The following is a 22,748-nucleotide window of genomic DNA, read 5'->3' as shown; positions in this document are numbered from 1 at the left end:
TGCGAGGCGAGGGTGGCGGTGGGGATTACTTGGGGGGCGAACTGCTACTTGGGCGTCCAGCCTCGGTCCAGGAGCACGGCACGGAGTTTCGCGACGGCGGACCGTGCGTCGTTCTCCATGTGCCGTTTGGAGATCCTCACCAAGTGCCAGCCGGCACGGGCGAAATCCTCTTCGCGGGCGATGTCCCGGACTATCTGGGCCGGCTCGGAATGCGGCTCGCCGTCGTATTCGACCGCCACACGGTGTTCCGGGTAGGCCAGATCCGGTTGACGTACGACGCCGGCACCTAGCTCAGTGGCTATGTTCAGTTGGGGTTCCGGCAGTCCGCCGTTTTCAAGGGCCAGCCGGAGCCGCGTTTCGGGGGCCGAGTCTGAGCCGATCCGTGCCTGCTCGAGAGCCAAATGTGCCTTCCGGATCCCGGGAGTTCCTTTGTGTCGGTCCAGCATGTCGGCCAGTTGTTCCAATGTTGCGTACGGCTCTGTCCGGCCTTCGAACTCCGGCCGGGGGATCCGCACCAAATGGTCAGCCGCGACCGTCAGTTCATCCACACTCATCTTCCGGGACACATCAAGCCAGGTCCGGGTGCGCGTGGTGATCAAGAGACCGTCAAGACTGGTGATTTCGTCGTCGAAGAACTGCCCCACATGCCCAATCACTCCTGTTCGTCGCGGAATCGCCATGGTGTCCGGACGCGAAATGTGGATGCGCGGATCATCGCTACCGGGGAGGAACCCAGGGAACGACCACAGAGCGAAGGCCGTGGCGTGCGACGCAGCCGAGAACTCGGTCACCGCGGTGAAAGGCCGGACGAAACCGGCGTCCGCCGCCTGCCCTGGGACCAATGCGTGGTCCGGAATCCGGATGCCCCGGCTTGGCGAGGGCAGCGATTGGTGCCGCAACCGCCGGAGGCTCACGCCGGCGTCGACCGCTTCTTGAAAGGTAAACGGGGCAAACGCCAGCGGCGCCGGCAGGGGTTGCGGAGTCCTCATTGCCCCATGGTTGCAAATCCTGGAACGCCATTTTGAGTTATCCACAGGCAATCGCCCTCGAACCCCAACTAGCTCGCATTTGTTGTCGTTTACAGCCGCCAAAACGACAACAACTGCGAGTCAGCGGATGAGCGCCGCTAGCGCGCCGTGGACCGGGAAAGTATGCGTCTGGCGCACCTGGACTCTGGCCCTCTCCGGGCGGCTCGGTGATCATGGAGGTGTTCGTCTTGGTGAACGCCGACCCAAGTTGGTGCCTTGAGTCCGTGAGTCAGCGTGGTGTGGGAGGGCTTCCACGGGAACCGTGGATTGTTGCTGTGAAGCACGGGTATTAGATTCCTGAACATATTCCCTGTCCTCCCCGAGACGGACACAGTAGATGGCCGCTTAGCCGTGTTGGAGGGAAGAAGGAATGGACATTGTTCACGAGCGGGCCGCGGGGTTGGATATCTCCAAACGCGACGCGAAACTCTGCGTGCGGGTGCCGGGCCCGCGGGCCGGGACCTATGCGTCGACGGTCACGACCTGGGGCTCGACTACACAGAAGATCCTGGAACTGCGGGAGTTCCTGGAACGCGAACATGTGACCACGGTGGTGATGGAAGCGACCAGTGACTACTGGAAGCCCTTCTACTACCTGATGGAGGAAACGCTGCCGGTGATGCTCGTCAACGCCAAGGCCGCCCGGAACATCCCCGGGCGCAAGACGGACGTCTCCGACGCGGCCTGGCTGGCGCAGTTGGCCGCTTTCGGGTTGTTGCGGGCCTCGTTCGTGCCGCCGGAACCGATCCGTGAACTCAGGGACCTGACCCGGGCCCGGGCGATCGCCACCCGCGACCGGGCCCGGGAGATCCAGCGGCTGGAGAAGTTCCTGGAGAGTTCCGGGATCAAGCTCTCCTCCGTGGTCTCGGACCTGACCGGGGTGTCCTCCCGGGACATGCTCGAGGCCCTCATCAACGGGGAACGCAACCCCGATGTCCTGGCCGGCATGGCCCGGGGAGTGCTGCGCTCGAAGATCCCGGCCCTCGTTGACGCGCTCACCGGGCGGTTCAAACCCCACCACGCGTTCATGGCCCGCCTGCACCTGGACCAGATCGACACCCACACCCGGGTCATCGAGACCCTCACGGCACGGATCGAGGAGGCGATGGAACCCTTTCGCGACGCCAGGGAAGCCCTGGCCACCATCCCCGGAGTCTCCCTCAAAGTTGCCGAAGTGATCATCGCCGAAACCGGTGCGGACATGGCCGTGTTCGAAACCCCCGCCCGGCTCGCGTCCTGGGCCGGCGTCAGTCCCGGATCCAACGAGTCCGCCGGACGGATCAAATCCGCGCACATCCTGCCCGGGAACAAATACCTCAAGGCAGCCCTGGGCACCGCGGCCATGTCGGCCGCACGGTCCAAGAACACCTACCTCGCCGCGAGATACCACCGCATCACAGCCCGAAGCGGACGCAACAAAGCCCTCGTCGCCGTCGAACATTCCATCCTCACCGCAGCCTGGCACATGCTCGCCAACGGAGAGTGCTACAACGAGCCCGGAGCCGACCACTTCACCCGCATCAACCCGACCCGCGCCAAGAACAACGCCATCAAGCAACTCACCAGCCTCGGCTACGACGTCACGCTCACACCGGTCACTGCAGCCTGACCCACCCCTACTTTCGTATTAGTTGGGTCGGTTAGGCTGGCTGGGTGACTCTCATTGCACCCGTGACCCTGGATGGCCGCTTCGTAACCTTGGAACCGCTGAGCCCCGAGCATCACGACGGCTTGGTGGATGCCGCCAAGGACGGGGAGTTGTGGAAACTCTGGTACACCTCGGTCCCGACGCCGGAGGGCATGGCCGCGGAGATCGCCCGCCGGCTCGCGCTGCAGGAGCAGGGATCGATGCTGCCGTTCGCCACCCGGTTGAAGGCCAACGGCAAGCTGATCGGCATGACCACCTACATGAACATCGACGCCGCCACTCCGCGCGTCGAGATCGGCTCCACCTGGAACGCCGCCTCGGCACAGGGCAGCGGGAGCAACCCGGACTCCAAGCTGCTGCTCCTTCGCCACGCTTTCGAAACCCTCGGCTGCCCGGCGGTCGAATTTCGCACCCACTGGCTCAACCACCAGTCCCGCGAGGCCATTGCCCGGTTGGGCGCCAAGCAGGACGGTGTGCTCCGCAACCACTCGCGAACTTTGGACGGGGTGCTCCGCGACACCGTAGTGTTCTCCATCCTCGAACACGAGTGGCCCGCCGTCCGCACCGGCCTCGAGTTCAGGCTCGCGAAGCGGCTCCCCATGTAACTGGCAGTTGTTGTCTTCATGAGCCCCCAAGACGACAACGGGCAGGAGGAGCCAACGCGCTGCGGACTGAGGTCCAGGACTTGAGGACCTCCAGCACACCGGGATCGCGTTCCGTCAAAACGGCCTGCTCGTAGGATTCCTCAAGAAGCCCATCCACGGAGATCCGGGTGCCGCTGGAGGCGCTGAGTATGGCTGCTTCCACCATGGCCAGGCTCATGATGTTCTGGTGGACCTGGCCCATGGGAGTGCTCCCGGTACGCAGGGCCACCACGAAGTCACGCAGCGAACCGGCGATTTCCTGTCCGGGATCCTCGACGCCTGAGCCCGAATCAGCGCCCAACGAGGACACAGGATCGTTGTCGCCGTCCCACACAACCGTTCCGTGTTCGCCGCTGATCCGCCACGACGCGTTCCACGAGGTCTCCTGGCCCGGGCTGCACCAGCTACCGGTGAACACGAAGCGCTCCCCGCCAGCCATCTCGAAGACGGCAGTGGCTCCTGCATCTCCGCGGTACCAGCTCCAGGACGGGTTGTATTCCTCGCAGAACACCGAGACGGGATCCGCGTCGAGCAGGAACCGGGCCATGTCGAATTGATGGATGGCCATGTCCAGGAGCAACGGGTGGTCCATCGCGTCGCGGAAGCCGCCGAAATGCGGGGCCTTGAAGAACTCGGCGGTCACGATGCCCACCGTGCCGAGCGAAGAGGCTAGCCGCTTGGCCTCGAACAAGTGTCGGTTGTAGCGGCGGGACTGGCTCACCATGAACAGTTGGCCGGTCAGCTCCGACGCGGCCGCCAAAGACAGCCCCTGCGCTACGGAGGAAGCTACCGGCTTTTCGCCTAGCACGGGGAGCCCGGCAGCCAGCGCTTCGGTGGTCACCGGGTGGTGGGCAGCTGGAACGGTGACGTTGATGACCGCATGGGCTCCGACGTCGGACGCCAACGTGGCGGTTCCGGCACCTACCGGGAGGTCCGGGCGCCCAATGGCCGCCGCGGCGGCGCGGGCAGCGTCGAGGTCCAGGTCAACGATGCCCGCGAGCTCCACGAGGGGCGACTCCTGCACAGTCCGAAGCCACGCGCGGCCCATGCCCCCGGCGCCGACGACGACGGCGCGAAGGGGAGTACCGTCGTCGGGAATGGTGGCGAAAGGGGTACTCATGCGTTGGCTCCCTGATAGCTCTTGCCGTTGAAGAAGTCGTTGGTCTTGTAGCGAAGTAGCTCCGGGTACACGCGTTCGGGCCGCTCGGTGACGGCCCATTCGACGGCGTTGGAGATGACCCGGCGCACGTCCTTGTGGTGGTACACGGGGTAGTCCTGGTCGCCGGGGCTGAAGAAGAAGATCTTGCCGTGGCCGCGGCGGAACGTGCAGCCGGAGCGGAACACTTCGCCGCCGCTGAAGGAGCTGATGAAAACGAGTTCGTCGGGGGTGGGGATGTCGAAGAATTCGCCGTACATTTCCTGCTGTTCGATCACGATGGGGTGCGGCACGCCCTTGGCGATCGGGTGGGTGGGGTCCACGGTCCAGACCAGTTCGCGGTCCTGCTCACTGCGCCAGCGAAGCGTGCACGAGGTGCCCATGAGCTTGGTGAAGATCTTGGACCAGTGCCCGGAGTGCAGCACGATCAGGCCCATGCCGGACAGGACGTGGCGGTGCACGCGCTCGACGATTTCGTCGTCGACATCGCCATGGGACATGTGCCCCCACCAGGTGAGGACGTCCGTGTTGGCGAGGACCTCCTCGGTGAGGCCGTGCTCGGGCTCGTCCAGGGTTGCGGTGCGGACGCTGACCTTGGCGCCGAGGTTCTCCTCGATACCGGCCTTCACAGCCCCGTGCATGCCCTCGGGGTAGAGGCGGGCCACCAGCTCGTCGCGCTTTTCGTGCCGGTTCTCGCTCCAGACGGTGACGCGGATTGGTTCAGACATGGTTTCTCCTTGTAGGTGTTGAAGGGCGGTCTACTTGACCGCGCCGCCGGTTGTGCCCGCGGCGATGTATTTCTGCGCGGCGACCAGCAGGATGATGGCCGGGATCGAGGCGAGCACGGCTGTGGCCATGACGGAGCTCCAGTCGTTCACGTAGGCGCCGATGTACTGGAAAATTCCCAGGGTCACGGGCCGCACGGCCTCGGTGGTGGTCAGCGTGAGGGCGAACAGGAAGTCGCTCCACGTGAACAGGAAGGTGAAGAGCCCTGCGGTAATGAGCGAGTTCCTGCTCAGGGGCACCACGATGGACCAAAAGGCCCTCAGGTGCCCGGCGCCATCCACCCGCGCCGCCTCGATCACGGACGCCGGCATGCCGTTCATGAACGCCCTGATGATGAGGATCGCGAACGGGATACCGTGGGCGGAATCTGCCAGGATCAGGCCCGGGATGGAATTGAGCAGGCCGAGATCGTTGTAGGCCGTGTACAGCGCGTTGGCCACGACGATCCCCGGGATCATCTGGCTGATCAGGATCGCGAAGAGGACCACGCCGGCGCCCTTGACCTTGAAATAGGCCAAAGCGTAGGCCGCCGGTGCCGCGATGGCCAAGCTGAGGACCACGCTCCCGAGCGAGATCACCAGGCTGGTGACCAGGTTTCCGCCCTGTTCGCTGACGGCCGTGGCGTAGCCCGTGAAGTCAGGCTTCAGCGGCAGCCAGGAGGTTTCGAGCGTGGTGCCGTTGGGTTGAAGCGAGGCGTTGATCATCCAGTACACGGGGAACAGCATGATGGCCAGGAAGAGGATGGCCAGGACGGTATAGCCCCACTTTTTGCGCTCGGGGGCAAGGCCTTTGAGTCTGGGACCCTTGAGGGCACGTCCGGTTCCGCTGGGAGCCGGCGCCGAACGGCGGATGGTGATTTTCGTCGTCGTCATGGTTTCCTCACTCATCGACGGACCGCCGGCTGGCCCGCAGGTAGAGGACCGCAAAGACCAGGGAAATGACTACGAGGACATTGCCCAGTGCGGCGCCCTCACCGAATTTGAACTCGTGGAAGGACAGATCGTAGGACTGGGTGGCGATGGTTTGTGTCGAGTTCGCGGGGCCCCCGTTGGTCAGACCCAGGATGATGTCCAACACCTTGAGGGTGTAGACGACGCCGAGCACCAGGACCACGCTCACCACCGGACGCAGCATGGGCCATGTGATGTGCCGGAACGCCTTCCATCCGGTAGCTCCGTCAAGGGAACCTGCCTCGTAGAGCTCGTCGGGGATTTCCTGGAGGCCGCCGTAGAGGATGGTCAGGTTGAACGGGATGCCGATCCAGATGTTCACTCCGACGACCGCGATCAGCGCCAGCGAGGTGCTGGTGAGCCAAGGAACACCGGTGTCCACGATGTGCAACTGGCCCAGGAACCGGTTCAAAGCTCCGCTGTCCTTGTCCAGGATCCATCGCCACACAGCGCTGGAGACGATGAGCGGCAGCAGCCAGGGGAGCAGGAGCAGGGAACGGAGGATTCCGTTGAGCGGGAACTTGCGCTGGAAGAAGATCGCCAGCGCCAGCCCGATCACGAACTGGCCAGCGATCGAGCCCAGGGTGAACAGCGCGGTGTTCACTAACGACGTCGAAAACAACGACGACGACAGCACCTTCGCGTAGTTCGCCAACCCCACCCAGGGGGCCTCGCCCGTGAAGAACGTGGTTGTGGTGTAGTCCTGGAAGCTCATCACGACGTTCTTGACCACGGGGTAGCCGAAGAACAGCGCCATGTAGATCACGGCGGGAACCAGGAACAGCCATTGGTAGATCCGCTCGCGGTGTTTGCGGCTGCGCCTGTGCGGCTTTGGGCCCGTCTTCCCGGCCGGGGTGGCTTCCGACCCGGATTTTGCCCGCGCTTTGGCGCGTATGTTGGCGCGGGACTTGGCCTGCGCTAAGTCAGTTGTGAGGGACATGTCCAACTGCTTACTGGCCTTGGGCTTGCTTCAGGGCGTCGGCAGGGGAGGCCTTGCCTGTCAGCGCAGTCTGGATGGCGGTGTAGATCTTGGTGGCTTGTGCCGGCCAGCCCTCACCTAGCTGGCCGGTGCGGGCGCGCGCGGTCTTGATGAGATCGGTGAAGGTGGCGAGCTTGGGGTTGTCGGTGGCGAACTTCGCGGCCAGCGTGGTCTTGGACGGGATGGTGTTGCGGACCTTGGCCATGGCGAGCTGGTTCTCGTCGCTGTTCATGCAAGCCACTACTTCCGCGGCCTTGGCCTGGCGGGCCTTGCTCCCAGTCTGCGGAACCGTCCACACCTCGCCGCCAAGCGGGGCGACGGCCGTCTGGCTGGCGTCGCGGACCGGGATCTTTACGACGCCGTACTGCAGCGTCGTCTTCTTGTCGAGCGCCGGAATCTGCCAGGGGCCGTTGACCATCATGGCTGCCTTGCCGGCCATGAACTGGTCCTTGACGTCTGCCTGGGTCCAGTTCAAGGCGGAGGAGGACACGGATCCGTCCTTGACCAAGTCGGTCCAGAGCTGCAGGGCCTGGGCTGTCTCCGGGGTGTCGATGTTCTTCTCGTTGCCGCCGTTGGACCACATGACCGGAAGGAACTGCCACGTGCCCTCATAGGTGGGATTGGCGTTGAACGCGAGGCCATACTGCTCACCCGAGGTGAGCTTGGTGGCGGCAGCCTTCAGCTCATCCCAGGTGGTGGGCGGTGTAACGCCGGCTTTGGCCAGGATGTCCTTGTTGTAGAAGAGAGCGATCGTGTTCACGGTAGGAGCCAAGCCGTACACCTTGTCCTTGTAGGTGCCGGCGCTCAGCACTCCGGGCGCGAAATCGGAGGTGCTGATGTTGAAGTCGTTCAAGGGTGCCAAGGCTCCCGTGGCGGCGATCTGCTGCAGGTCCGGATTGTCGAGCATCAGCACATCCGGAAGCGTCTTGGACGAGGACTGCTGGAGCACTTTGGAAATCAACGATTTGCCCGGCACGGTTTCGCGCTTGATCGTGACGCCGGCCTTGGTGCCGCAGGCGGTTAGCGCGTCGCCGATGAACGACTTGTCCGGCTCGTTGTTGTAGTAGTCCATGACGGAGATTTCCTTCACGGCTTCCGTGGAAGAGGTGGAGGTGGTGCCGCAGCCAGATATGGCGAGCGGGAGGCCGACCAGTGCTGCTACTGCCAGGGCGAGCGGGCGGCGTGTCCTGATAGCTGACTTCATTGTCTGTTCCTTTGTTGGTGGGAAGGGAATGGTGCGTTGTGGTGGGAATCGAATTATCGATGCGTATCGACGATGCAGAAACGAAAGCGGCTGAAACGAAAGGTGGAGCAGGTGCCGGGGAAGGGGCCTGTGGTGAGACGGGGTCTGTGGTGAGAAGGGGTCTGTTTAGGCGCCGAGGGGTGGACGGAGCGTGCTGGAACGGTGCGTGATGACTGTGGGTACCAACTCCAGGGATTCGTGTGGTCCCTGGGAGTCGGCTTCGAGGAGTTGGCACATGATTTTCACGGCGCGGCGGGATACTTCTCCCGGGCGCAGATCGATGGTGGAAAGCGGAATGGGCTGGAGCTCGGCAAGGGTGGGGGATGCGCTGCCGATCACGGAAACGTCAACGCCAGGTGTCAGGCCGCGGTTGTTCAGGATGCGGCGGAGGACGTCCTGGACCGTGCCGTCGGGCGCAATGAAGGCGGGTACGCCGGTGGTCTGGGCCAATCCCTTGTCCACCGAGTCCGCAAGGATTTCCCGGTCTGTTCCGCCGGGGAGGTGCAAGACTTTGACGCCCAACTCGGTGGCTGCAACATCAGTGCCGCGCATGAAACGGTCAACGTAGTTCACATGCCGGTCCACCACCTCCTGTTGCCAGTCGATCACCGTGACCACGGAATGGCCGGCGGCCGCGAGATCCCGCACGCATTGCTCGCCGGCCATTTCGAAGTCCGCGTCGATGCAGACCAGCCCGGATGGATCGCGGGGGATACCGATCAGCACCACCGGGACTTTGAGCTTGCGGGCTACCGGGAGGCGTTCGTCTTCACCTTCCACCTGCATGAGGATCAGCCCGTCGCAGATCTGTTGGCCAACGACGCGCTGTAGCCCTGCGGCGCCTTCGTCCTCGGTGACCAAAAGGATGTCGTGGTCGTATTGCCGGGCCGTGCTGGCGATGACCGACACGAACTCCATGATCGATGCCATGTGGAGTTCCGGAATGAATGGGATGACCAGGCCGATGACCCGGGTTTTGCGGCTAGCTAGGGCACGGGCGCCAGCGTTGGGCTGGTACGTCAGCTGGTCAATGGCGGCTTCGACCTTTTTCCGGGTCTTCTCGGAAATGGGCCGCTTACCGCTGAGCACATAGGAAACGGTGCTTTGGGCTACCCCCGCCGCCAGGGCGACATCCTTGCTGGTTGGCACTTCCAGGCCTCCTTGCCGGGTGCAGTGTTTGGTCCGATGCCTGGTTCTGCATTGTCGATACGTATCGTCGATGCGTATCGAGAAAAAGTATGACATAAGTCACGAATGGGGCGCAAGGCCCAACCCCCGCTCACGTATGCCGGCCTTCTTGTCGATCCCCGCTCACGTATGGCGGTATTCTTGTCGACCCTCGCTCACATATGCCGACCGCAAGTGTGGTTAGCTGTCCCGTATGGATGGGATCACAACCACTTCCACGGAGTCGGACGTCCATTGGGACGGTGCGGTGAACGCTTGGCGCATCGCCGGAAGCGTCTACCGGATGGGCCGGCGGGAATGGCTCACCGAAGCTGGCTGGCGGCAAATGTACGACGCCGGCATCCGCACTGTGATCGACTTGCGGACCTCGCGCGAGCAGCAGCCCAGGGAAGTCGATCCTGTGGTTTCCGAGGAGGCGACCGCGCGCTTCGACATCGTCCATTGCCCCACCGAGGACCCGGCAAACGAAGATTTCACTGCAATCTTCGGCCCTTACCTGAAAGATCCGGCGCACTACGCCGACTATCTGCGGCTCTTCTCGGACAACATCGCCGCGGTCTTCAAAGCCATCGCCGCAGCTCGGGGCGGGGTGGTGGTGCATTGCGCGGCCGGGCGGGACCGTAGTGGAGTCATCGCTGTGATGCTGCAGAACCTCGCCGGGATCAGCGACGAGGAAATCGTCCGCGGTTACCAGCAGGGTATGCGCGGAATCAATGAGCGCCACCGCTACCATCGCGCTCCTCATGCCCACGACGCCTATCTGGAAAAAGACGCGCTTGAAGCGATGCTGGCGTCCCGCGGTGAAAGTCTGCTGGAGTTCGCTCACTCCCTGGACACCGCTGCTTTCCTGGCGGCGAACAGTGTCTCCGAGACCGAAATCGCCGCCGTCCGTACCAAGCTCGGGAGCCGGGCGGACTAACGGAGGTGGCCACGCGCCGTCGTGACCTTCTTTGATTTCGGAAAGCGCTTGCGACACGGCAAGCCGCGTAATCCCGGCACCAAATCACAGCAAACAGGGTCAGGAAGGACGCAGTCCCGGCGGGCATCTAGTGTGCAGACCGAGGCTCTCATGTATTCTGGGGATATTACCGAACGGCCGGTCAGTAATTTGCGGCCGTTCAGTCCATTTCGTGCCCGTGCCTTGGAAGGACCCGTCGACGATGACCAGTACCGCAGTCGCTCCGGAAGCCACAGCTGTTGAAACCGTGCCCAGTTTCGTCCTGGGCGAGTGGTGGACACCCAGCGCCGACGCCTCCGCGGGCGTGCCCGTCCGCGACGCCAGTACCGGCGAGATCCTCGCAACAGTCAACTCCGACGGACTGGACCTTGCAAGCGTCGTGAACTATGGCCGCACGGTGGGCCAGCGCGAACTCGGCAAGCTCACCTTCCATCAGCGCGCCCTCAAGCTCAAGGAACTGGCCCAGTACCTGAACGGCCGCCGCGAGGAGTTCTACACTTCGTCCTTCAAGACCGGCGCCACCAAGATCGACTCGATGGTGGACATCGACGGCGGCATCGGCGTGCTCTTCACCTTCGGTTCCAAGGGCCGCCGCGAACTGCCGAACTCGCAGGTTGTGGTGGACGGCCCCATGGAAGTCCTGTCCAGGGACGGTTCATTCGCCGGCGAGCACATCTACACCCGCATCCCGGGCGTCGCGGCGCAGATCAACGCCTTCAATTTCCCCGTGTGGGGCATGCTCGAGAAGTTCGCGCCCGCGTTCATCGCCGGCGTCCCCACAATCGTCAAGCCGGCCACCCCCACCGGTTACGTGGCCGCCGTCGTGGTCAAGGCAATCGTCGAGTCGGGCATCCTGCCGGAAGGCTCGCTCCAGCTCATCTCGGGATCCGCCCGGAACCTCCTGGACCACCTCGACTACCGGGACCTTCTCGCCTTCACCGGCTCCGCCTCCACCGCCAACTCGCTGAAGTCCCACATCAACGTGGTGCAGGGCGGCGTCCGCTTCACCTCCGAAACCGACTCGCTCAACGCGGCAATCCTCGGGCCCGACGCCGTGCCCGGCACCCCCGAATTCGACGCCTTCATCAAGTCGGTCGTCACCGAAATGACGGTCAAAGCCGGGCAGAAGTGCACCTCGATCCGCCGCACCATCGTGCCCCAGGCCCTGGTGTCCGACGTCGTCTCCGCCATCGGCGCGCGCGTGGATGAGCGCGTCGTCGTCGGCGACCCCCGCGCAGAGGGCGTCACGATGGGCGCACTTGCGTCCCTCGAGCAGCTCGCCGACGTTCGCGCCGCAGTGCAGTCAATGCTCGACGCCGGTGGTGAGCTCGCGTACGGGACGCTCGATTCGCCGTCGGTCACCTCGCTAGACGGCACCGTTGGTGTCGTGGAGGGCGGCGCGTTCATGTCGCCGGTCGTCCTGAGCTGGGCTGACGTGGACTCGGAAGCTGTCCACTCGCTTGAGGCCTTCGGTCCGGTTTCGTCCGTGATCGGGTACTCGGACCTCGACGACGCCGTCCGCCTCGCCGCCCGCGGTGGCGGCTCCCTGGTGGCCTCCGTATGCACGAATGACCCTGCCGTTGCCCGCGAATTGGTGACCGGAATCGCGGCGCACCACGGCCGCGTCCTGATGCTCAACCGCGAGGACGCCCGGTCGTCAACCGGGCATGGTTCGCCCGTGCCGCACCTGGTCCACGGCGGACCGGGCCGCGCCGGTGGTGGCGAGGAACTCGGTGGCATCCGCTCTGTCATGCACCACATGCAGCGCACCGCCATCCAGGGTTCGCCGAACATGCTCACTGCCGTGACCGGCGTCTGGCACACTGGCGCGGAGCGCAACTTCACGGTGGACACGGAAGGAACGCACCCGTTCCGGAAGTCGCTTGCGACTCTGCGGATCGGCGACGCCGTGCGGTCCGAACTGCGGCAGGTCACCCTGGACGACATCACCGCCTTCGCCAACTCCACCGGCGACACCTTCTACGCCCACACCAACCAGGAAGCGGCCGAAGCCAACCCGTTCTTTCCGGGAATCGTGGCGCACGGGTATCTGCTGCTCAGCTGGGCCGCGGGACTGTTCGTTGAACCCGCTCCGGGCCCCGTCCTGGCCAACTACGGCTTGGAGAACCTGCGCTTCATCACTCCCGTGGCCGCCGGGGATTCGATCCGAGTCACCCTGACCGCCAAGAAGATCACCCCGCGCGAGACCGACGAATACGGCGAAGTGGCTTGGGACGCCGTTCTGACCAACCAGAACGACGAAATCGTAGCCACCTACGACGTCCTGACCCTGGTGGAGAAGTAACGCTCGCTCACTTATGTGGGTGTTTGGCCGGACGCTCGCTCACTTATGTCGGGTTTCCTGCGGACGCTCGCTCACTTATGTCGGGTTTCCTGCGGACGCTCGCTCACTTATGTCGGGTTTCCTGCGGACGCTCGCTCACCTATGTACTGCATACACGGAACGCTCCCCATCAATGGGGAGCGTTCCGTGTCTGTGCTGGAGGGAATCCCCTTGGCCAGCTGGTTGGTTCTATTGCCCGGGGGCGCGGTATGTCGGGGTCTTCTTGGCAGCTTCGTCGAGATCCTCCACCGTCATGAGCGGCTTCAAATGCAGGCGCACAGCGCCTGTCGCATTGATCATGAGTGAGAGGGCGGCGGCGCTAGCCGCGTCCGGAATTTCGAAGACCCCGACGACGTCGGTCTCCCCGAAAGCGTAGTAGAAACTCTCGAGCGATCCGTCTACGGATTTGAGTGCATCGACCACAGCATCGCGGCGCTTGGTGCCGCCCTCGCGCAACAGCCCCTTGATTCCGTCGCCTACGTAGTTTGCTTCGAATAGATATTTGGTCATTGTCTTCCCGTCCCGTGATGTCCAGGACTCGGGCCTCCTAAGGTGCTCCCATCACCCGTTGAGGGAAGGTCCCGGAGTTGTTCCCCTGCGAGGGGGCTGTGCACATAGTAGGCCGAGGCTGTCGCCCTGACAACGGTCTAGGCGGACGCTCGGCCAGAAGGTCTTTCCGATGCCGTCCGGCGTAAGATTTTTTGCGTAGGAGGTGGCGAAATGAACCTAGCACTCAGGACAGCCACAACCGTCTTGCCCGTCGATGACATAGCCCGAGCCCGCAGCTTTTACGCAGAGAAACTCGGCCTTCCTCATCGCGGCATGACGTGGGATGGGAATGATTTGTTTGGCATCGAAGGCGGCCCCATGCTGCAGTTGATGCCCATCAAGGACGGCATGCACTCGTCGCACACTGCCCTTTCCTTTGAAGTCAGTGACATCGAGCGGACAGTCGACGAAATGGAGGCGAGCGGCGTCGAATTCCGGGACTATGACCTCCCCGATCTCAAGACCGAACACCACATTTGTACTACCGACGCCGATCGTTGCGCCTGGTTCATGGACACGGAAAGCAACATCCTCTGCGTCCATGAAGGCCTGGGTATCCAGGCCGAATACCAGCTGTGACCTACTGAAAAACACTCACGAACACTGCGCAGAACGCTCTCTCACTTCTTTAGTGAGAGAGCGTTCTGTCAATTGGCCGTATATGTGAGCGGGCGTCGATCGAAAGTGCCATATATGTGAGCGGGCGTCGGTCGAAAGTGCTGTATATGTGAGCGGGCGTCGATCGAAAGTGCCGTATATGTGAGCGGGCGTCGGGAAGGGGGAGGAACGAGCCTACGCCGAGGCGTGCAGGCCGTCGAAGGCCATGGTGATGACGTCGTCGGCGAGGCGCTGCGGAGAGAGCGATCCGCCCGGTTTGTACCACTCCACGATCGAGTTGATGGTGCCGAACAGCAGCCGGGTCACGGTGCGGGGATCGATGTCCTGGCGCAGCGTGCCTTCTTCGCGGGCGGCCGAGATCAGCGCAGCCACCTTGTGGTCGAAAGCACGACGCCGTTCCAGGGCATTGCGCTCGATCTCCGTGTTGCCGCGGAGCCGCAGGAGCAGCGTGACGAACGGCAGCCGCTCCACCAGCACGGCGATGGTCTGCCGCAGCACGAATTCCAGGCGTGCGTCGGCTGCCCCGGTAACAGCCTCGGGCTGTTCCAGGATGGCCTCGAGCCCACCCAAGGCGTGCTCCAGGGCGAGCTTCAGGAGGTCGCCCTTGGACGGCACATGGTGGTAAATCGCCGACTTTGAGATCCCGAGGTTTTCGGCCAGAATGCCCATGGACGTGGCGTCGTAACCGTGGCGGTTGAAGACGTCGACGGCGATGAGCAGCACTGATTGCTGGTCGTATCCGGGGCGTCCCCGCTTGGTTACCGTTTCACTAGGCATGCTGGCCATTTTCTCATGAACGGTCGGTTGATTCGTGCACGCGCCCGGCCAGGTTACCTCTTGGGTCGCATGTCGTAGACGCGGCGCAGCTTGCCGTTGGAGCGCTCAAGAGAACCAGGATCCACGACGTCCACCACGCACGAAGAACCCACGTGGATCTTGATCTGTTCGCGCAAGGCGTGTGCCGCCGTCGTGCCCGCCTCGACGGAAACGTTCTCGCGGCGCTCAATCTTAACTGTCATCGAATCCATGCGCTTGCCTTCGGGGCGGGTGAGTTCGAGTTGGAAGTGGGGGCTGAGCTCGGGGATGCGAAGGGCGATTTCCTCGATCTGCGAGGGGAAGAGGTTCACGCCGCGCAGGATGATCATGTCGTCGCTGCGGCCGGTGATGCGGCCCATGCGGCGGTGCGCGGGGCGGGCGGTGCCCGGCAACAGGCGTGTGAGGTCCTTGGTGCGGTACCGGATGATCGGCAGGGCTTCCTTGGTGAGCGAGGTAAAAACGAGTTCGCCGGACTCGCCGTCGGCCAGCACCGAGCCTTCTCCGCGGGAGGGGTCGGATGGATCGATGATCTCCGGGCGGAAGTGGTCCTCCCAGATGTGGCACCCGTCCTGGGTCTCCACGGCCTCGCCGGCGACGCCCGGGCCCATGACCTCGGAGAGCCCGTAGATGTCGCAGGCCTTGATGTTCATGGTGGTTTCGAGCTCGTGGCGCATTTCCTCGGTCCACGGTTCGGCGCCGAGCACCGCGTACTTGAGCGAAGTCGACGCCGGGTCGACGCCCATGTGTGCCATGGCGTCGGCGATGGTCAGCAAGTAGGTGGGCGTTGCCAGGATCGCGTCCGGCTTGAAGTCCTGGATCAGCTGGATCTGGCGTTCGGTCTGGCCGCCGGACATCGGAATGACGGTGCAGCCCAACGCTTCGGCCCCAGCATGGGCGCCCAGGCCGCCGGTGAACAGGCCGTAGCCGTAGGCGTTGTGGACCTTCATCCCCGGACGGACTCCGGAGGCGCGGAGCGAGCGTGCCACGAGCGTGGCCCAGGTGGCGAGGTCGTTTTTGGTGTACCCGACGACGGTCGGCCGGCCTGTGGTGCCGGAGCTCGCGTGGACGCGGGCTACTTCGTTCTGCGGGACGGCGAACATGCCGAAGGGGTATTCCTGGCGGAGGTCTTCCTTGGTGGTGTATGGGAACTTGCCGAGATCTGACAGTTCGCGGAGGTCCGTGGGGTGGACGCCGGCGTCGTCGAACTTGCGCTTGTACAGCGGGACGCGATCGTAGGCGTACGCCACGGTGTGCTGGAGGCGGCTGAGCTGCAGGGCCTCGAGCTCGTCGCGGGAGATGGTTTCTTCGCGGTCCAGCACGGGTGCGTCAGGAGCGGCGACGGTGTTCTGAGTCATGGTGTTCCTACTTCTTGGAAATGGTGCGGCTGCGGCCACGGAACTCGGCGATGAGCTCGCCGTAGCTGCCCGGATCCTCGGGGGACGCGTCCTTGGGCAACGCGGAGGCGGCCAGTTCCGCTGCGTCGATCGCGAAGATCTGGATGTCGTACAGGCCGCTGCGGCCGCTGTGTGCGCGGCGGTTCGCGACGGCGGTGATCACTTGGCCTTGATAGGCCGGCTTGAGGAAGTTGATGTCGACGCCGGCGGCGACCGTGATGTTGTCAGCGTCCGACGGCGATAGGACGGCCGGGTTGCAGGCGAGGGCAAACGCTGAATCGGCGAAGGCGAAGATCATTCCGCCGTGGGCCATTCCGAAGCCGTTGAGCATTTCCTGGCGGAGCGTCATCCGGACGGTGGCGTGGCCGTCGTCGATCTTGAGCACCTTGAGGCCCATCCACTCCGAGGCGGGGTCGTTCTTGAGGATCTGGTGCTGCGCTGCGCCAGAAAGGGTGGTCTCAACCATGCGTCATTGCCTCCAGCTTTATTTACCGAATGTTCATTAGGTAATCCCAGATTTCTTGAACTGTCAAGAGGCGACCGCTCGGCGGGACGTTTCTCCCGACGTAGTAGCCTCGAGGCATGCCGCTCATCGAACTTCCCATCCGGACGCCGAGGCTTGTGCTACGCCGTTTCGAGGCCACCGATCTGGAGCGATTCCACGCGTACCAGTCCTTGCCGGAGACTGCGCGATTCCTTCTCAGGCAGGAATTGACCCTCACTCAGTCCATGGAGGCGTTGGGCCGCTACGCCAATTTCACCTTCGAGCAAGAAGGCGACTGGGTGTGCCTCGCGATAGAACGCGCGGACTCGCCGGGGCTGCTCGGCGAAGTGGTGCTCAAATGGCTGCCGGGCACGGGGCAGGCCGAAATCGGTTGGATCCTGGCTCCGGAAAGCCGAGGCCAGGGCTACGCGGTGGAGGCAGCCGAGGCTGTGCTCCGCCTGGGCTTCGAGACCCTCATGTTCCACAGGATCGACGCCAAGCTCGACGCCCTGAACACTTCCTCGTCAGGTTTGTGCGAGCGGCTCGGCATGCGTCGCGAAGCAGCCCTTGTGGACAACTGGCACTACAAGGGCCAATGGTCCACCGAAGTCATCTACGCCATGCTCGATTCGGAGTGGCGCGCCCGCAAGTAGCATAGGTGGAGATACCAGACTTAGCTGGTGTTACCGTGGGCTGAACGTGGGAAATCGGGGGCGTGAAGTGAGCGCAGCTGGAGTAGCTGTAGTAATCGAGGATGACGACGACATCCGGGAAGTTGTCCACGCCGTCCTCGAAGCCTCGGGCCTGGAGGTTTACGCTGCCGGAAACGGTGTTGATGGCGTAGATGCGGTCCGCCTTCACAACCCGGACGTGATTACCTTGGACCTCGGTTTGCCCGACATTGACGGGATCGAGGTCACCCGCCGCGTCCGGGAGTTCAGTGACGCCTACATCATCATGCTTACCGCCCGCGCACGCGAGGTGGACACGCTGCAAGGGCTGGCAGCCGGCGCTGATGACTTCGTCACCAAGCCCTTCCGCGCCCGGGAGCTCCTGGCTCGGGTTGAGACGCTCCTTCGACGGCCGCGCGGCAGCAAGCTATCGGGCGGCACTTCCGCAGGAATCACGACGGCGGAGCTGACGCCAGCCGACGGCGGCCCGCCGGCTCCGGCGTCGAACTCGTCAACAGCAGCGGCGCACCGCGAGTCGCATGAATCAACCAGTCAACCGGAGTCGGACCGAACTGGGCTGGAACACAACGGCCTCTACTTGGACGTGGCCACCCGGACAACACGGGTCGATGCCGAAGAAGTTCAATTGACCCGGACCGAGTTCGACCTGCTCCAGGCACTCATGGAGGCGGGCCGCGTAGTCCGAAGTACCTCAGGGCTGGCCCGCTGGCTACATGCCAAGGAGTACGAAACCGGGGCCTATGTCAGCGAGTCCGAAGAGCGCGCCATCCAGGTTCACATCGCCAATCTGCGGCGAAAGCTGGGTGATTCCGCACAGTCGCCGCGTTGGGTGGAGACTGTGCGTGGCGTTGGATACCGTCTGGCCGCAAAGACTACGGAAAACTGACCCGATCTTAAGGAAACCTTTAACAAGGCTCCTTACGCTGGAAAGGTCCCCTTCGGATTTCCAACGGCTCAAAGGAGCAGTGCATGAAAAAATTCGCCGCAACACTTCTCATGACGGGCCTGCTGGCTGTTGGCGGATTTGTTACTCCTGCCAATGCAGCGCCGAAGACCACGCACGACACCACAATCACCACGGTTATCAGCGTCCCTGTGGTAACTGACCCGGTGAACTACACGCAGGTCGGTTGGTGGCCCAACTGATCCCCACCGCCACCCTCGCCTCGCACGCTCGGCCAGGGAACCCTGGCGGCGTGGGCCCACGCACTAGATGTCGTTTAGACGCCTCATAACGGCATCTACTGTCAGCTACTTGGGCGGACGGACGAGACAGTTCCAGCACCGCCTCGGGGCCACGGCCCGGGGGCGGTGTTCTTTTTAGCTCCCGGTATCCAGCGGAAGCCGGACCGAGACCGTGGTTCCTACACCGAGGCCGGACTCGATATCGAGCTGGCCCGAATGACGCTCCACAATGTCGTGGGCTATCGCCAGGCCGAGCCCGCTGCCGGGAATGGCCGCAGTGGAGGCGTTGGAGGCGCGGAAGAACCGCGTAAATACCTGGTCGATTTCTGTTTCGGGGATCCCGACGCCGGTGTCTTCCACACGTACCACCACGCTGGGAACGGTCCCCGGATCGGAGGCGATCCCACTGCTCACGGCGACGTGGCCGCCGTCGGGGGTGAACTTGATGGCGTTGCTGATGATGTTGGCGAAAACCTGCTCGAGCTTTGCCTCGTCGGCCTGGACGGTTACTGTCCCCGGGGCATGCTCCACGGTGAGGGATAGTGAACGGGAGTCCGCGAGGGGCTGCAACGTTGAGACGACGAGCCTGAGCAGGGTGCCCAGGTTGACGCGGCTCAATCGGAGATCGCCTGAAGTGTCCTGGTGCGAGACGGTGAGCATGTCCTCGATCAGGCGGCGGAGGCGCTCGGCATTTCGTGAAATGACGTCGACCATCCGCGTCACACCGGCAGGAATCGGTCCGCCGGCGCCGCTGCGGATCATGTCCAGGTAGGCCGTGATGGACGTCAGCGGGGTTCGAAGCTCGTGGTTCACCGTGGTGAGGAAGTCGGTCTTGGCCTGGTCGAGTTCCTGGAGCTTGTACATGACCTGTTGCTGCGCGCCAATCAAATGGCTCTGCATCAGCCCGTACGCCAAGTTCCCCGAAACGTGCTGAATCAGGCCGATTTCAGCTCGGGTCCATTCCTGCGCCGTGTCCGGCCGCGCGATCCAGATGACCCCCAGGACGAGATCTCCCTCGCCTACAGGCACCACAACAGAGGCCGACGGCGAACCCGCACCACCGTCCCGGCCCGCACCACCGGGGTGCCCCGGCCGGGTTCCCTTCGGCAGCGGCTGCACGTCCGCTTCGGCCCACAGGCGCTCCGCGAGTTCGAACGTGCCGATTTCGTCGGCTAGTTCGGGAGGCAGGATTCCTGGTTCCAGTCCGGGGGCGTTCCATTCGGCACTGACTTGCGGCACGCGTGCGTCCGGGAATGTGGTGAACCAGACGTGTTCCGCGCCAAGGGCCTCGCCGATTCCATCCACCAGGTGCCGGGCAATCCGTCCCGGATCAATGGTTGAGCGGATCGCGGCGGACACCTTCCGCAGGCTCTCCCGAAGGGACTCGGCTTCGGCGCGGCGACGCATCCGTTCGGCGGCCCGGGCGATGAGGACCAGGGCCCTGTATGCCCGAATGTCCGGAGCTTGGCCCTTGTAGACAAAATCCGCAATTCTCCATGCTTCCAGGGCAGCAACATCCAGCTTGTCCTCAGGATCCAGCATGAGCAGAACAGGGGCGCCGTTCCTGGGAAGGAACTCGCGGAGCTCGTTGTCCAAGACCACCACGTCGCTCGGCCCGCTTTCCAGCGCGGCCGCAAGAGAGCCGGCGTCGGACGCTGAACGAACCGTGAACCCCGCAGAGGTGAGGGCCGCAACCGTCGCTTCGAGACGCACAGGGTCAGGGTCGGCCACCAAGGCACGGTTTGGCGCCGATGCATCGTTCGTCACGGGACTCTCCACTGCACTCCTACTGTCCGGTTCGGCCCCCCACCGGGAAGGTTAGCTCACTAGGGAGAACCTTACTTGAGCCCAGCCCCCGGCAGCAGGTCAACTGCCCCCAGTGAATCCGCCACGAAGGCATAGTCCCAAGCGCGCTCGCGCCACTGCACGTAGCGCCCGGAAGCGCCGCCGTGTCCACCCTCCATCTCGATCTTCATCACGATCGGCGCCGAGCCGGTGGTCTCGGAACGCAGTACCTGGACCCATTTGGCGGGCTCCACGTAGAACACGCGGGTGTCGTTGAAGGACGTCACTGCGGCAATTTTCGGATAGGAGACGGCACGGATGTTCTCGTACGGGGTGTAGGACTTCATGTACTGGTACACCTCGGGATCGGTGATGGGGTTGCCCCATTCCTCCCACTCGAGCGCGGAGAGCGGAAGTTCCGGATCCAGGATGGTGTTCAGGGCATCCACGAACGGCACGGCGGCCACGATCGCGGCGTACTTCTCCGGCGCCAGGTTGGCCACGGCGCCCATCAGCAGTCCGCCTGCAGAGCCACCCATGGCCGCGATCCGGTCCGGTGCCACCCAACCGGAGGATGCCAGCCAGTCAGTTGCTGCAATGAAGTCCGTGAAGGTGTTCTTCTTATTGAGCTTCTTGCCGTCGTCGTACCAGTGCCTGCCGAGTTCGCCACCGCCGCGGATGTGGGCGATCACCATGACGATTCCGCGGTCCAGGAGGGACAAACGAGCCACCCCGAAGCCCGGATCCATGCTGACCTCGTACGAGCCATAGCCGTAGACCAGGCCCGCACCGGTTGAATCCTGCGAAACGGAGGCGTGCCGGAGCACGGATAGCGGCACGCGCGTGCCGTCTGCCGCCGTCGCCCATTCCCGCGTGGCCACGTAGTCTGACGCGGTGTACCCGCCCAGCACCGGGCTTTCCTTTCGCAGCAGCAGCTCGCCTTGCGGAAGCGCGGCGGTGGGCAGCACGAAGTCGTATACCCTCGACGGCGTGAAGAAGGACGTGTAGCCGATGCGGATCACCGGGGCTTCGTAGTCCGAACCCGCCACCCCGGCCGTGTACAGCTCTTCGTCGAAGGCGGGTTCCACGGCGGCGCCTTGCGTCGCGGTTCCCAGTCCAGCAAGGGGGAGCACCTGCACGCGTTCGATGGTGTCCTGCCGAACCGCAACCACCAGATGCGTCGAGGTGACGCCGGCACCGTTGACGCGAACAGCGTCGGAATGCTCGACGACGGTGCGCCAGTGCTGCTCGGCCAGCGGCTTGGTGAACTCGGCCGGGTCCGCGATGGAAACCATCGAGTTGATGGCGTCCTTGTTGTGGGTCAGGAGGATGGTCTCCGCTTTTTGACCATCAGCACCATCCAGAAGGAACGGCTCGGCCTCGTAAAGGATGCGTTCGTCGCGGGAAATCACGGTGGATAGGCCGGCCTCGTAGTCGTCAAAGCGCAGCAGGCGCGTTTCGCTGAATTCCGAGCAGCCGATGCTCAGCACGAGGTAGCGGCGGTCAGAGGAGAGCTCGAATCCGAGCCACATGGCGACGTCGTCCTCTTGGTAGATGACCTCGTCCTCGCTGACGGGCGTTCCCAGGACGTGCGCCTTCACTTGATAGGGGCGCCAGGCGTCGTCCACCACGGTGTAGAAGATCCGGGTGCCGTCGGGGGAGAAGGCGACGCCGTAGAAGATGTTCTCGATGACGTCGGGCAGCAGTTCGCCCGTCCTCAGGTCCTTGATGCGAAGGGTGAATCGTTCCTCGCCGGAGTTGTCCACGGCGTAGGCATAGAGATTGCCGTCCACCGTCACGGCAGTGCCGCCAATGGAGAAGAACGGCTTGCCTTCCGCTTCGGCGTTGCCGTCCAGCAGGACTTCTTCGCCTTGGAGCTCGACGCCGGGTTCCACCGCCGGCGGGGTCCAGTCGGCTACCGCATCGCCAGAGTGCGCTGCCCGGAAACGGCAGTGGATGCCGTACTCCTTGCCCTCAACGGAGCGGGTGTAGTACCACCAGTTGTCCTTGCGGCTGGGGACCGAGAGGTCCGTCTCCTGGGTGCGGCCCTTGATTTCCTGGAAGATGGCTTCGCGCAGGGGTTCCTGGTGTGCGGTGACGGCCTCCTGGTAGGCGTTTTCAGCCTTCAGGTGCTCGACGACCTCGGAGGACTCCTTGTCCCGTAGCCATTCGTAGTTGTCCACGAAAACATCGCCGTGGTGCTCGCGGGTGGAGGGCACCTTCTTGGCGACGGGGGAACTGGAGGCGTGGCAGGCTGGCTCATGGGGCAACTCTATAGAGGGCCACTGACACGCGACCACT

The 22,748-nt window shown here is 63.7% G+C and carries 21 protein-coding genes; 8 read left to right on the top strand and 13 right to left on the bottom strand.

Going from position 1 to position 22,748, the window contains the following annotated elements; genetic code table 11:
• Window positions 1–44: 44 nt before the first annotated feature.
• A complete protein-coding gene (locus tag ACX5I4_RS17280) occupies window positions 45–989 on the bottom strand; it encodes an endonuclease domain-containing protein (RefSeq protein ID WP_461837721.1) in 945 nt (314 codons plus the stop codon).
• A 409-nt stretch (window positions 990–1,398) separates the two neighbouring features.
• On the opposite strand from ACX5I4_RS17280, the gene ACX5I4_RS17275 reads away from it, so the two are divergent.
• The gene (locus tag ACX5I4_RS17275; protein WP_461835174.1) at window positions 1,399–2,637 is read left to right on the top strand and encodes an IS110 family RNA-guided transposase; all 1,239 of its coding nucleotides are present in this window, start codon (window positions 1,399–1,401) and stop codon (window positions 2,635–2,637) included.
• A gap of 44 nt (window positions 2,638–2,681) precedes the next feature.
• Window positions 2,682–3,281: a GNAT family N-acetyltransferase gene (locus ACX5I4_RS17270; protein ID WP_461837720.1), complete on the top strand. Its 600-nt coding sequence runs from the start codon at window positions 2,682–2,684 to the stop codon at window positions 3,279–3,281.
• A gap of 16 nt (window positions 3,282–3,297) precedes the next feature.
• On the opposite strand, the gene ACX5I4_RS17265 is transcribed toward ACX5I4_RS17270, so the two are convergent.
• The 6 genes from ACX5I4_RS17265 to ACX5I4_RS17240 all read right to left on the bottom strand — a co-directional run bounded on the left by ACX5I4_RS17265 (window position 3,298) and on the right by ACX5I4_RS17240 (window position 9,583).
• Window positions 3,298–4,440 (bottom strand): Gfo/Idh/MocA family protein, encoded by a 1,143-nt coding sequence (locus ACX5I4_RS17265; protein ID WP_461837719.1) that lies wholly within the window; start codon window positions 4,438–4,440, stop codon window positions 3,298–3,300.
• The gene (locus ACX5I4_RS17260) at window positions 4,437–5,204 is read right to left on the bottom strand and encodes a ThuA domain-containing protein (RefSeq protein WP_461837718.1); all 768 of its coding nucleotides are present in this window, start codon (window positions 5,202–5,204) and stop codon (window positions 4,437–4,439) included. The genes ACX5I4_RS17265 and ACX5I4_RS17260 overlap by 4 nt, the downstream gene beginning before the upstream one ends.
• A 30-nt stretch (window positions 5,205–5,234) precedes the next feature.
• Entirely contained in the window at window positions 5,235–6,134 is a 900-nt protein-coding gene (locus ACX5I4_RS17255) for a carbohydrate ABC transporter permease (protein WP_461837717.1), read from the bottom strand.
• Between the two features lie 7 nt (window positions 6,135–6,141).
• Window positions 6,142–7,152, bottom strand: coding sequence for a carbohydrate ABC transporter permease (locus tag ACX5I4_RS17250; RefSeq protein ID WP_461837716.1), 1,011 nt, complete (start codon window positions 7,150–7,152; stop codon window positions 6,142–6,144).
• Window positions 7,153–7,162: 10 nt separating this feature from the next.
• A complete protein-coding gene (locus ACX5I4_RS17245) occupies window positions 7,163–8,395 on the bottom strand; it encodes a sugar ABC transporter substrate-binding protein (protein ID WP_461837715.1) in 1,233 nt (410 codons plus the stop codon).
• A gap of 165 nt (window positions 8,396–8,560) precedes the next feature.
• Complete coding sequence (locus ACX5I4_RS17240; protein WP_461837714.1) at window positions 8,561–9,583, bottom strand: LacI family DNA-binding transcriptional regulator; 1,023 nt, start codon at window positions 9,581–9,583, stop codon at window positions 8,561–8,563.
• Window positions 9,584–9,815: 232 nt separating this feature from the next.
• Between ACX5I4_RS17240 and ACX5I4_RS17235 the strand changes: the two genes are divergently transcribed.
• Both ACX5I4_RS17235 and paaZ read left to right on the top strand, forming a co-directional pair.
• Entirely contained in the window at window positions 9,816–10,541 is a 726-nt protein-coding gene (locus ACX5I4_RS17235) for a tyrosine-protein phosphatase (RefSeq protein WP_461837713.1), read from the top strand.
• Window positions 10,542–10,782: 241 nt separating this feature from the next.
• Window positions 10,783–12,885 carry a phenylacetic acid degradation bifunctional protein PaaZ gene (paaZ, locus tag ACX5I4_RS17230; RefSeq protein ID WP_461837712.1) on the top strand — a complete coding sequence of 701 codons (2,103 nt, stop codon included), beginning with the start codon at window positions 10,783–10,785 and terminating at the stop codon, window positions 12,883–12,885.
• Window positions 12,886–13,113: 228 nt separating this feature from the next.
• Here the strand turns inward: paaZ and ACX5I4_RS17225 are convergent, their stop codons facing one another.
• Window positions 13,114–13,434, bottom strand: a complete 321-nt coding sequence (locus ACX5I4_RS17225) for a GYD domain-containing protein (protein ID WP_284753769.1) — start codon at window positions 13,432–13,434, stop codon at window positions 13,114–13,116.
• A 210-nt stretch (window positions 13,435–13,644) separates the two neighbouring features.
• On the opposite strand from ACX5I4_RS17225, the gene ACX5I4_RS17220 reads away from it, so the two are divergent.
• On the top strand, window positions 13,645–14,052 hold the full coding sequence (locus ACX5I4_RS17220) for a VOC family protein (RefSeq protein ID WP_461837711.1): 408 nt from the start codon (window positions 13,645–13,647) through the stop codon (window positions 14,050–14,052).
• 213 nt (window positions 14,053–14,265) lie between these two features.
• Here ACX5I4_RS17220 and ACX5I4_RS17215 read toward each other — a convergent pair whose 3' ends face one another.
• Genes ACX5I4_RS17215 through ACX5I4_RS17205 form a run of 3 tightly spaced genes read right to left on the bottom strand, consistent with a single transcriptional unit; the run spans window position 14,266 to window position 16,767 of the window.
• On the bottom strand, window positions 14,266–14,868 hold the full coding sequence (locus ACX5I4_RS17215) for a TetR/AcrR family transcriptional regulator (protein ID WP_461837710.1): 603 nt from the start codon (window positions 14,866–14,868) through the stop codon (window positions 14,266–14,268).
• 53 nt (window positions 14,869–14,921) lie between these two features.
• Window positions 14,922–16,262: a phenylacetate--CoA ligase PaaK gene (paaK, locus tag ACX5I4_RS17210; RefSeq protein ID WP_461837709.1), complete on the bottom strand. Its 1,341-nt coding sequence runs from the start codon at window positions 16,260–16,262 to the stop codon at window positions 14,922–14,924.
• A 7-nt stretch (window positions 16,263–16,269) separates the two neighbouring features.
• Window positions 16,270–16,767, bottom strand: a complete 498-nt coding sequence (locus tag ACX5I4_RS17205) for a hotdog fold thioesterase (RefSeq protein ID WP_461837708.1) — start codon at window positions 16,765–16,767, stop codon at window positions 16,270–16,272.
• 116 nt (window positions 16,768–16,883) lie between these two features.
• Here ACX5I4_RS17205 and ACX5I4_RS17200 point away from each other — a divergent pair, with 116 nt between their 5' ends.
• The 3 genes from ACX5I4_RS17200 (at window position 16,884) to ACX5I4_RS17190 (ending at window position 18,623) form a co-directional block, all read left to right on the top strand.
• Complete coding sequence (locus ACX5I4_RS17200) at window positions 16,884–17,438, top strand: GNAT family N-acetyltransferase (protein WP_461837707.1); 555 nt, start codon at window positions 16,884–16,886, stop codon at window positions 17,436–17,438.
• A gap of 67 nt (window positions 17,439–17,505) precedes the next feature.
• Window positions 17,506–18,363: a response regulator transcription factor gene (locus ACX5I4_RS17195; RefSeq protein ID WP_461837706.1), complete on the top strand. Its 858-nt coding sequence runs from the start codon at window positions 17,506–17,508 to the stop codon at window positions 18,361–18,363.
• An 83-nt stretch (window positions 18,364–18,446) separates the two neighbouring features.
• Window positions 18,447–18,623, top strand: coding sequence for a hypothetical protein (locus ACX5I4_RS17190; protein WP_461837705.1), 177 nt, complete (start codon window positions 18,447–18,449; stop codon window positions 18,621–18,623).
• 174 nt (window positions 18,624–18,797) lie between these two features.
• On the opposite strand, the gene ACX5I4_RS17185 is transcribed toward ACX5I4_RS17190, so the two are convergent.
• Both ACX5I4_RS17185 and ACX5I4_RS17180 read right to left on the bottom strand, forming a co-directional pair.
• The gene (locus ACX5I4_RS17185) at window positions 18,798–20,429 is read right to left on the bottom strand and encodes an ATP-binding protein (protein WP_461837704.1); all 1,632 of its coding nucleotides are present in this window, start codon (window positions 20,427–20,429) and stop codon (window positions 18,798–18,800) included.
• A gap of 71 nt (window positions 20,430–20,500) precedes the next feature.
• Window positions 20,501–22,717, bottom strand: coding sequence for a S9 family peptidase (locus ACX5I4_RS17180; protein WP_461837703.1), 2,217 nt, complete (start codon window positions 22,715–22,717; stop codon window positions 20,501–20,503).
• Between the last annotated feature and the right edge of the window lie 31 nt (window positions 22,718–22,748).

The organism is Arthrobacter sp. MMS24-S77 (genome assembly GCF_054888235.1).
This window is presented reverse-complemented; position numbering and strand designations above follow the sequence as displayed.

Excerpts from the sequence above, each read along its gene's own strand:
- ACX5I4_RS17280 (WP_461837721.1), bottom strand. The coding sequence starts at position 989 with ATGAGGACTCCGCAACCCCTGCCGGCGCCGCTGGCGTTTGCCCCGTTT.
- ACX5I4_RS17275 (WP_461835174.1), top strand. The coding sequence starts at position 1,399 with ATGGACATTGTTCACGAGCGGGCCGCGGGGTTGGATATCTCCAAACGC.
- ACX5I4_RS17265 (WP_461837719.1), bottom strand. The coding sequence starts at position 4,440 with ATGAGTACCCCTTTCGCCACCATTCCCGACGACGGTACTCCCCTTCGC.
- ACX5I4_RS17260 (WP_461837718.1), bottom strand. The coding sequence starts at position 5,204 with ATGTCTGAACCAATCCGCGTCACCGTCTGGAGCGAGAACCGGCACGAA.
- ACX5I4_RS17255 (WP_461837717.1), bottom strand. The coding sequence starts at position 6,134 with ATGACGACGACGAAAATCACCATCCGCCGTTCGGCGCCGGCTCCCAGC.
- ACX5I4_RS17250 (WP_461837716.1), bottom strand. The coding sequence starts at position 7,152 with ATGTCCCTCACAACTGACTTAGCGCAGGCCAAGTCCCGCGCCAACATA.
- ACX5I4_RS17245 (WP_461837715.1), bottom strand. The coding sequence starts at position 8,395 with ATGAAGTCAGCTATCAGGACACGCCGCCCGCTCGCCCTGGCAGTAGCA.
- ACX5I4_RS17235 (WP_461837713.1), top strand. The coding sequence starts at position 9,816 with ATGGATGGGATCACAACCACTTCCACGGAGTCGGACGTCCATTGGGAC.
- paaZ (WP_461837712.1), top strand. The coding sequence starts at position 10,783 with ATGACCAGTACCGCAGTCGCTCCGGAAGCCACAGCTGTTGAAACCGTG.
- ACX5I4_RS17225 (WP_284753769.1), bottom strand. The coding sequence starts at position 13,434 with ATGACCAAATATCTATTCGAAGCAAACTACGTAGGCGACGGAATCAAG.
- ACX5I4_RS17220 (WP_461837711.1), top strand. The coding sequence starts at position 13,645 with ATGAACCTAGCACTCAGGACAGCCACAACCGTCTTGCCCGTCGATGAC.
- ACX5I4_RS17215 (WP_461837710.1), bottom strand. The coding sequence starts at position 14,868 with ATGCCTAGTGAAACGGTAACCAAGCGGGGACGCCCCGGATACGACCAG.
- paaK (WP_461837709.1), bottom strand. The coding sequence starts at position 16,262 with ATGACTCAGAACACCGTCGCCGCTCCTGACGCACCCGTGCTGGACCGC.
- ACX5I4_RS17205 (WP_461837708.1), bottom strand. The coding sequence starts at position 16,767 with ATGGTTGAGACCACCCTTTCTGGCGCAGCGCAGCACCAGATCCTCAAG.
- ACX5I4_RS17200 (WP_461837707.1), top strand. The coding sequence starts at position 16,884 with ATGCCGCTCATCGAACTTCCCATCCGGACGCCGAGGCTTGTGCTACGC.
- ACX5I4_RS17190 (WP_461837705.1), top strand. The coding sequence starts at position 18,447 with ATGAAAAAATTCGCCGCAACACTTCTCATGACGGGCCTGCTGGCTGTT.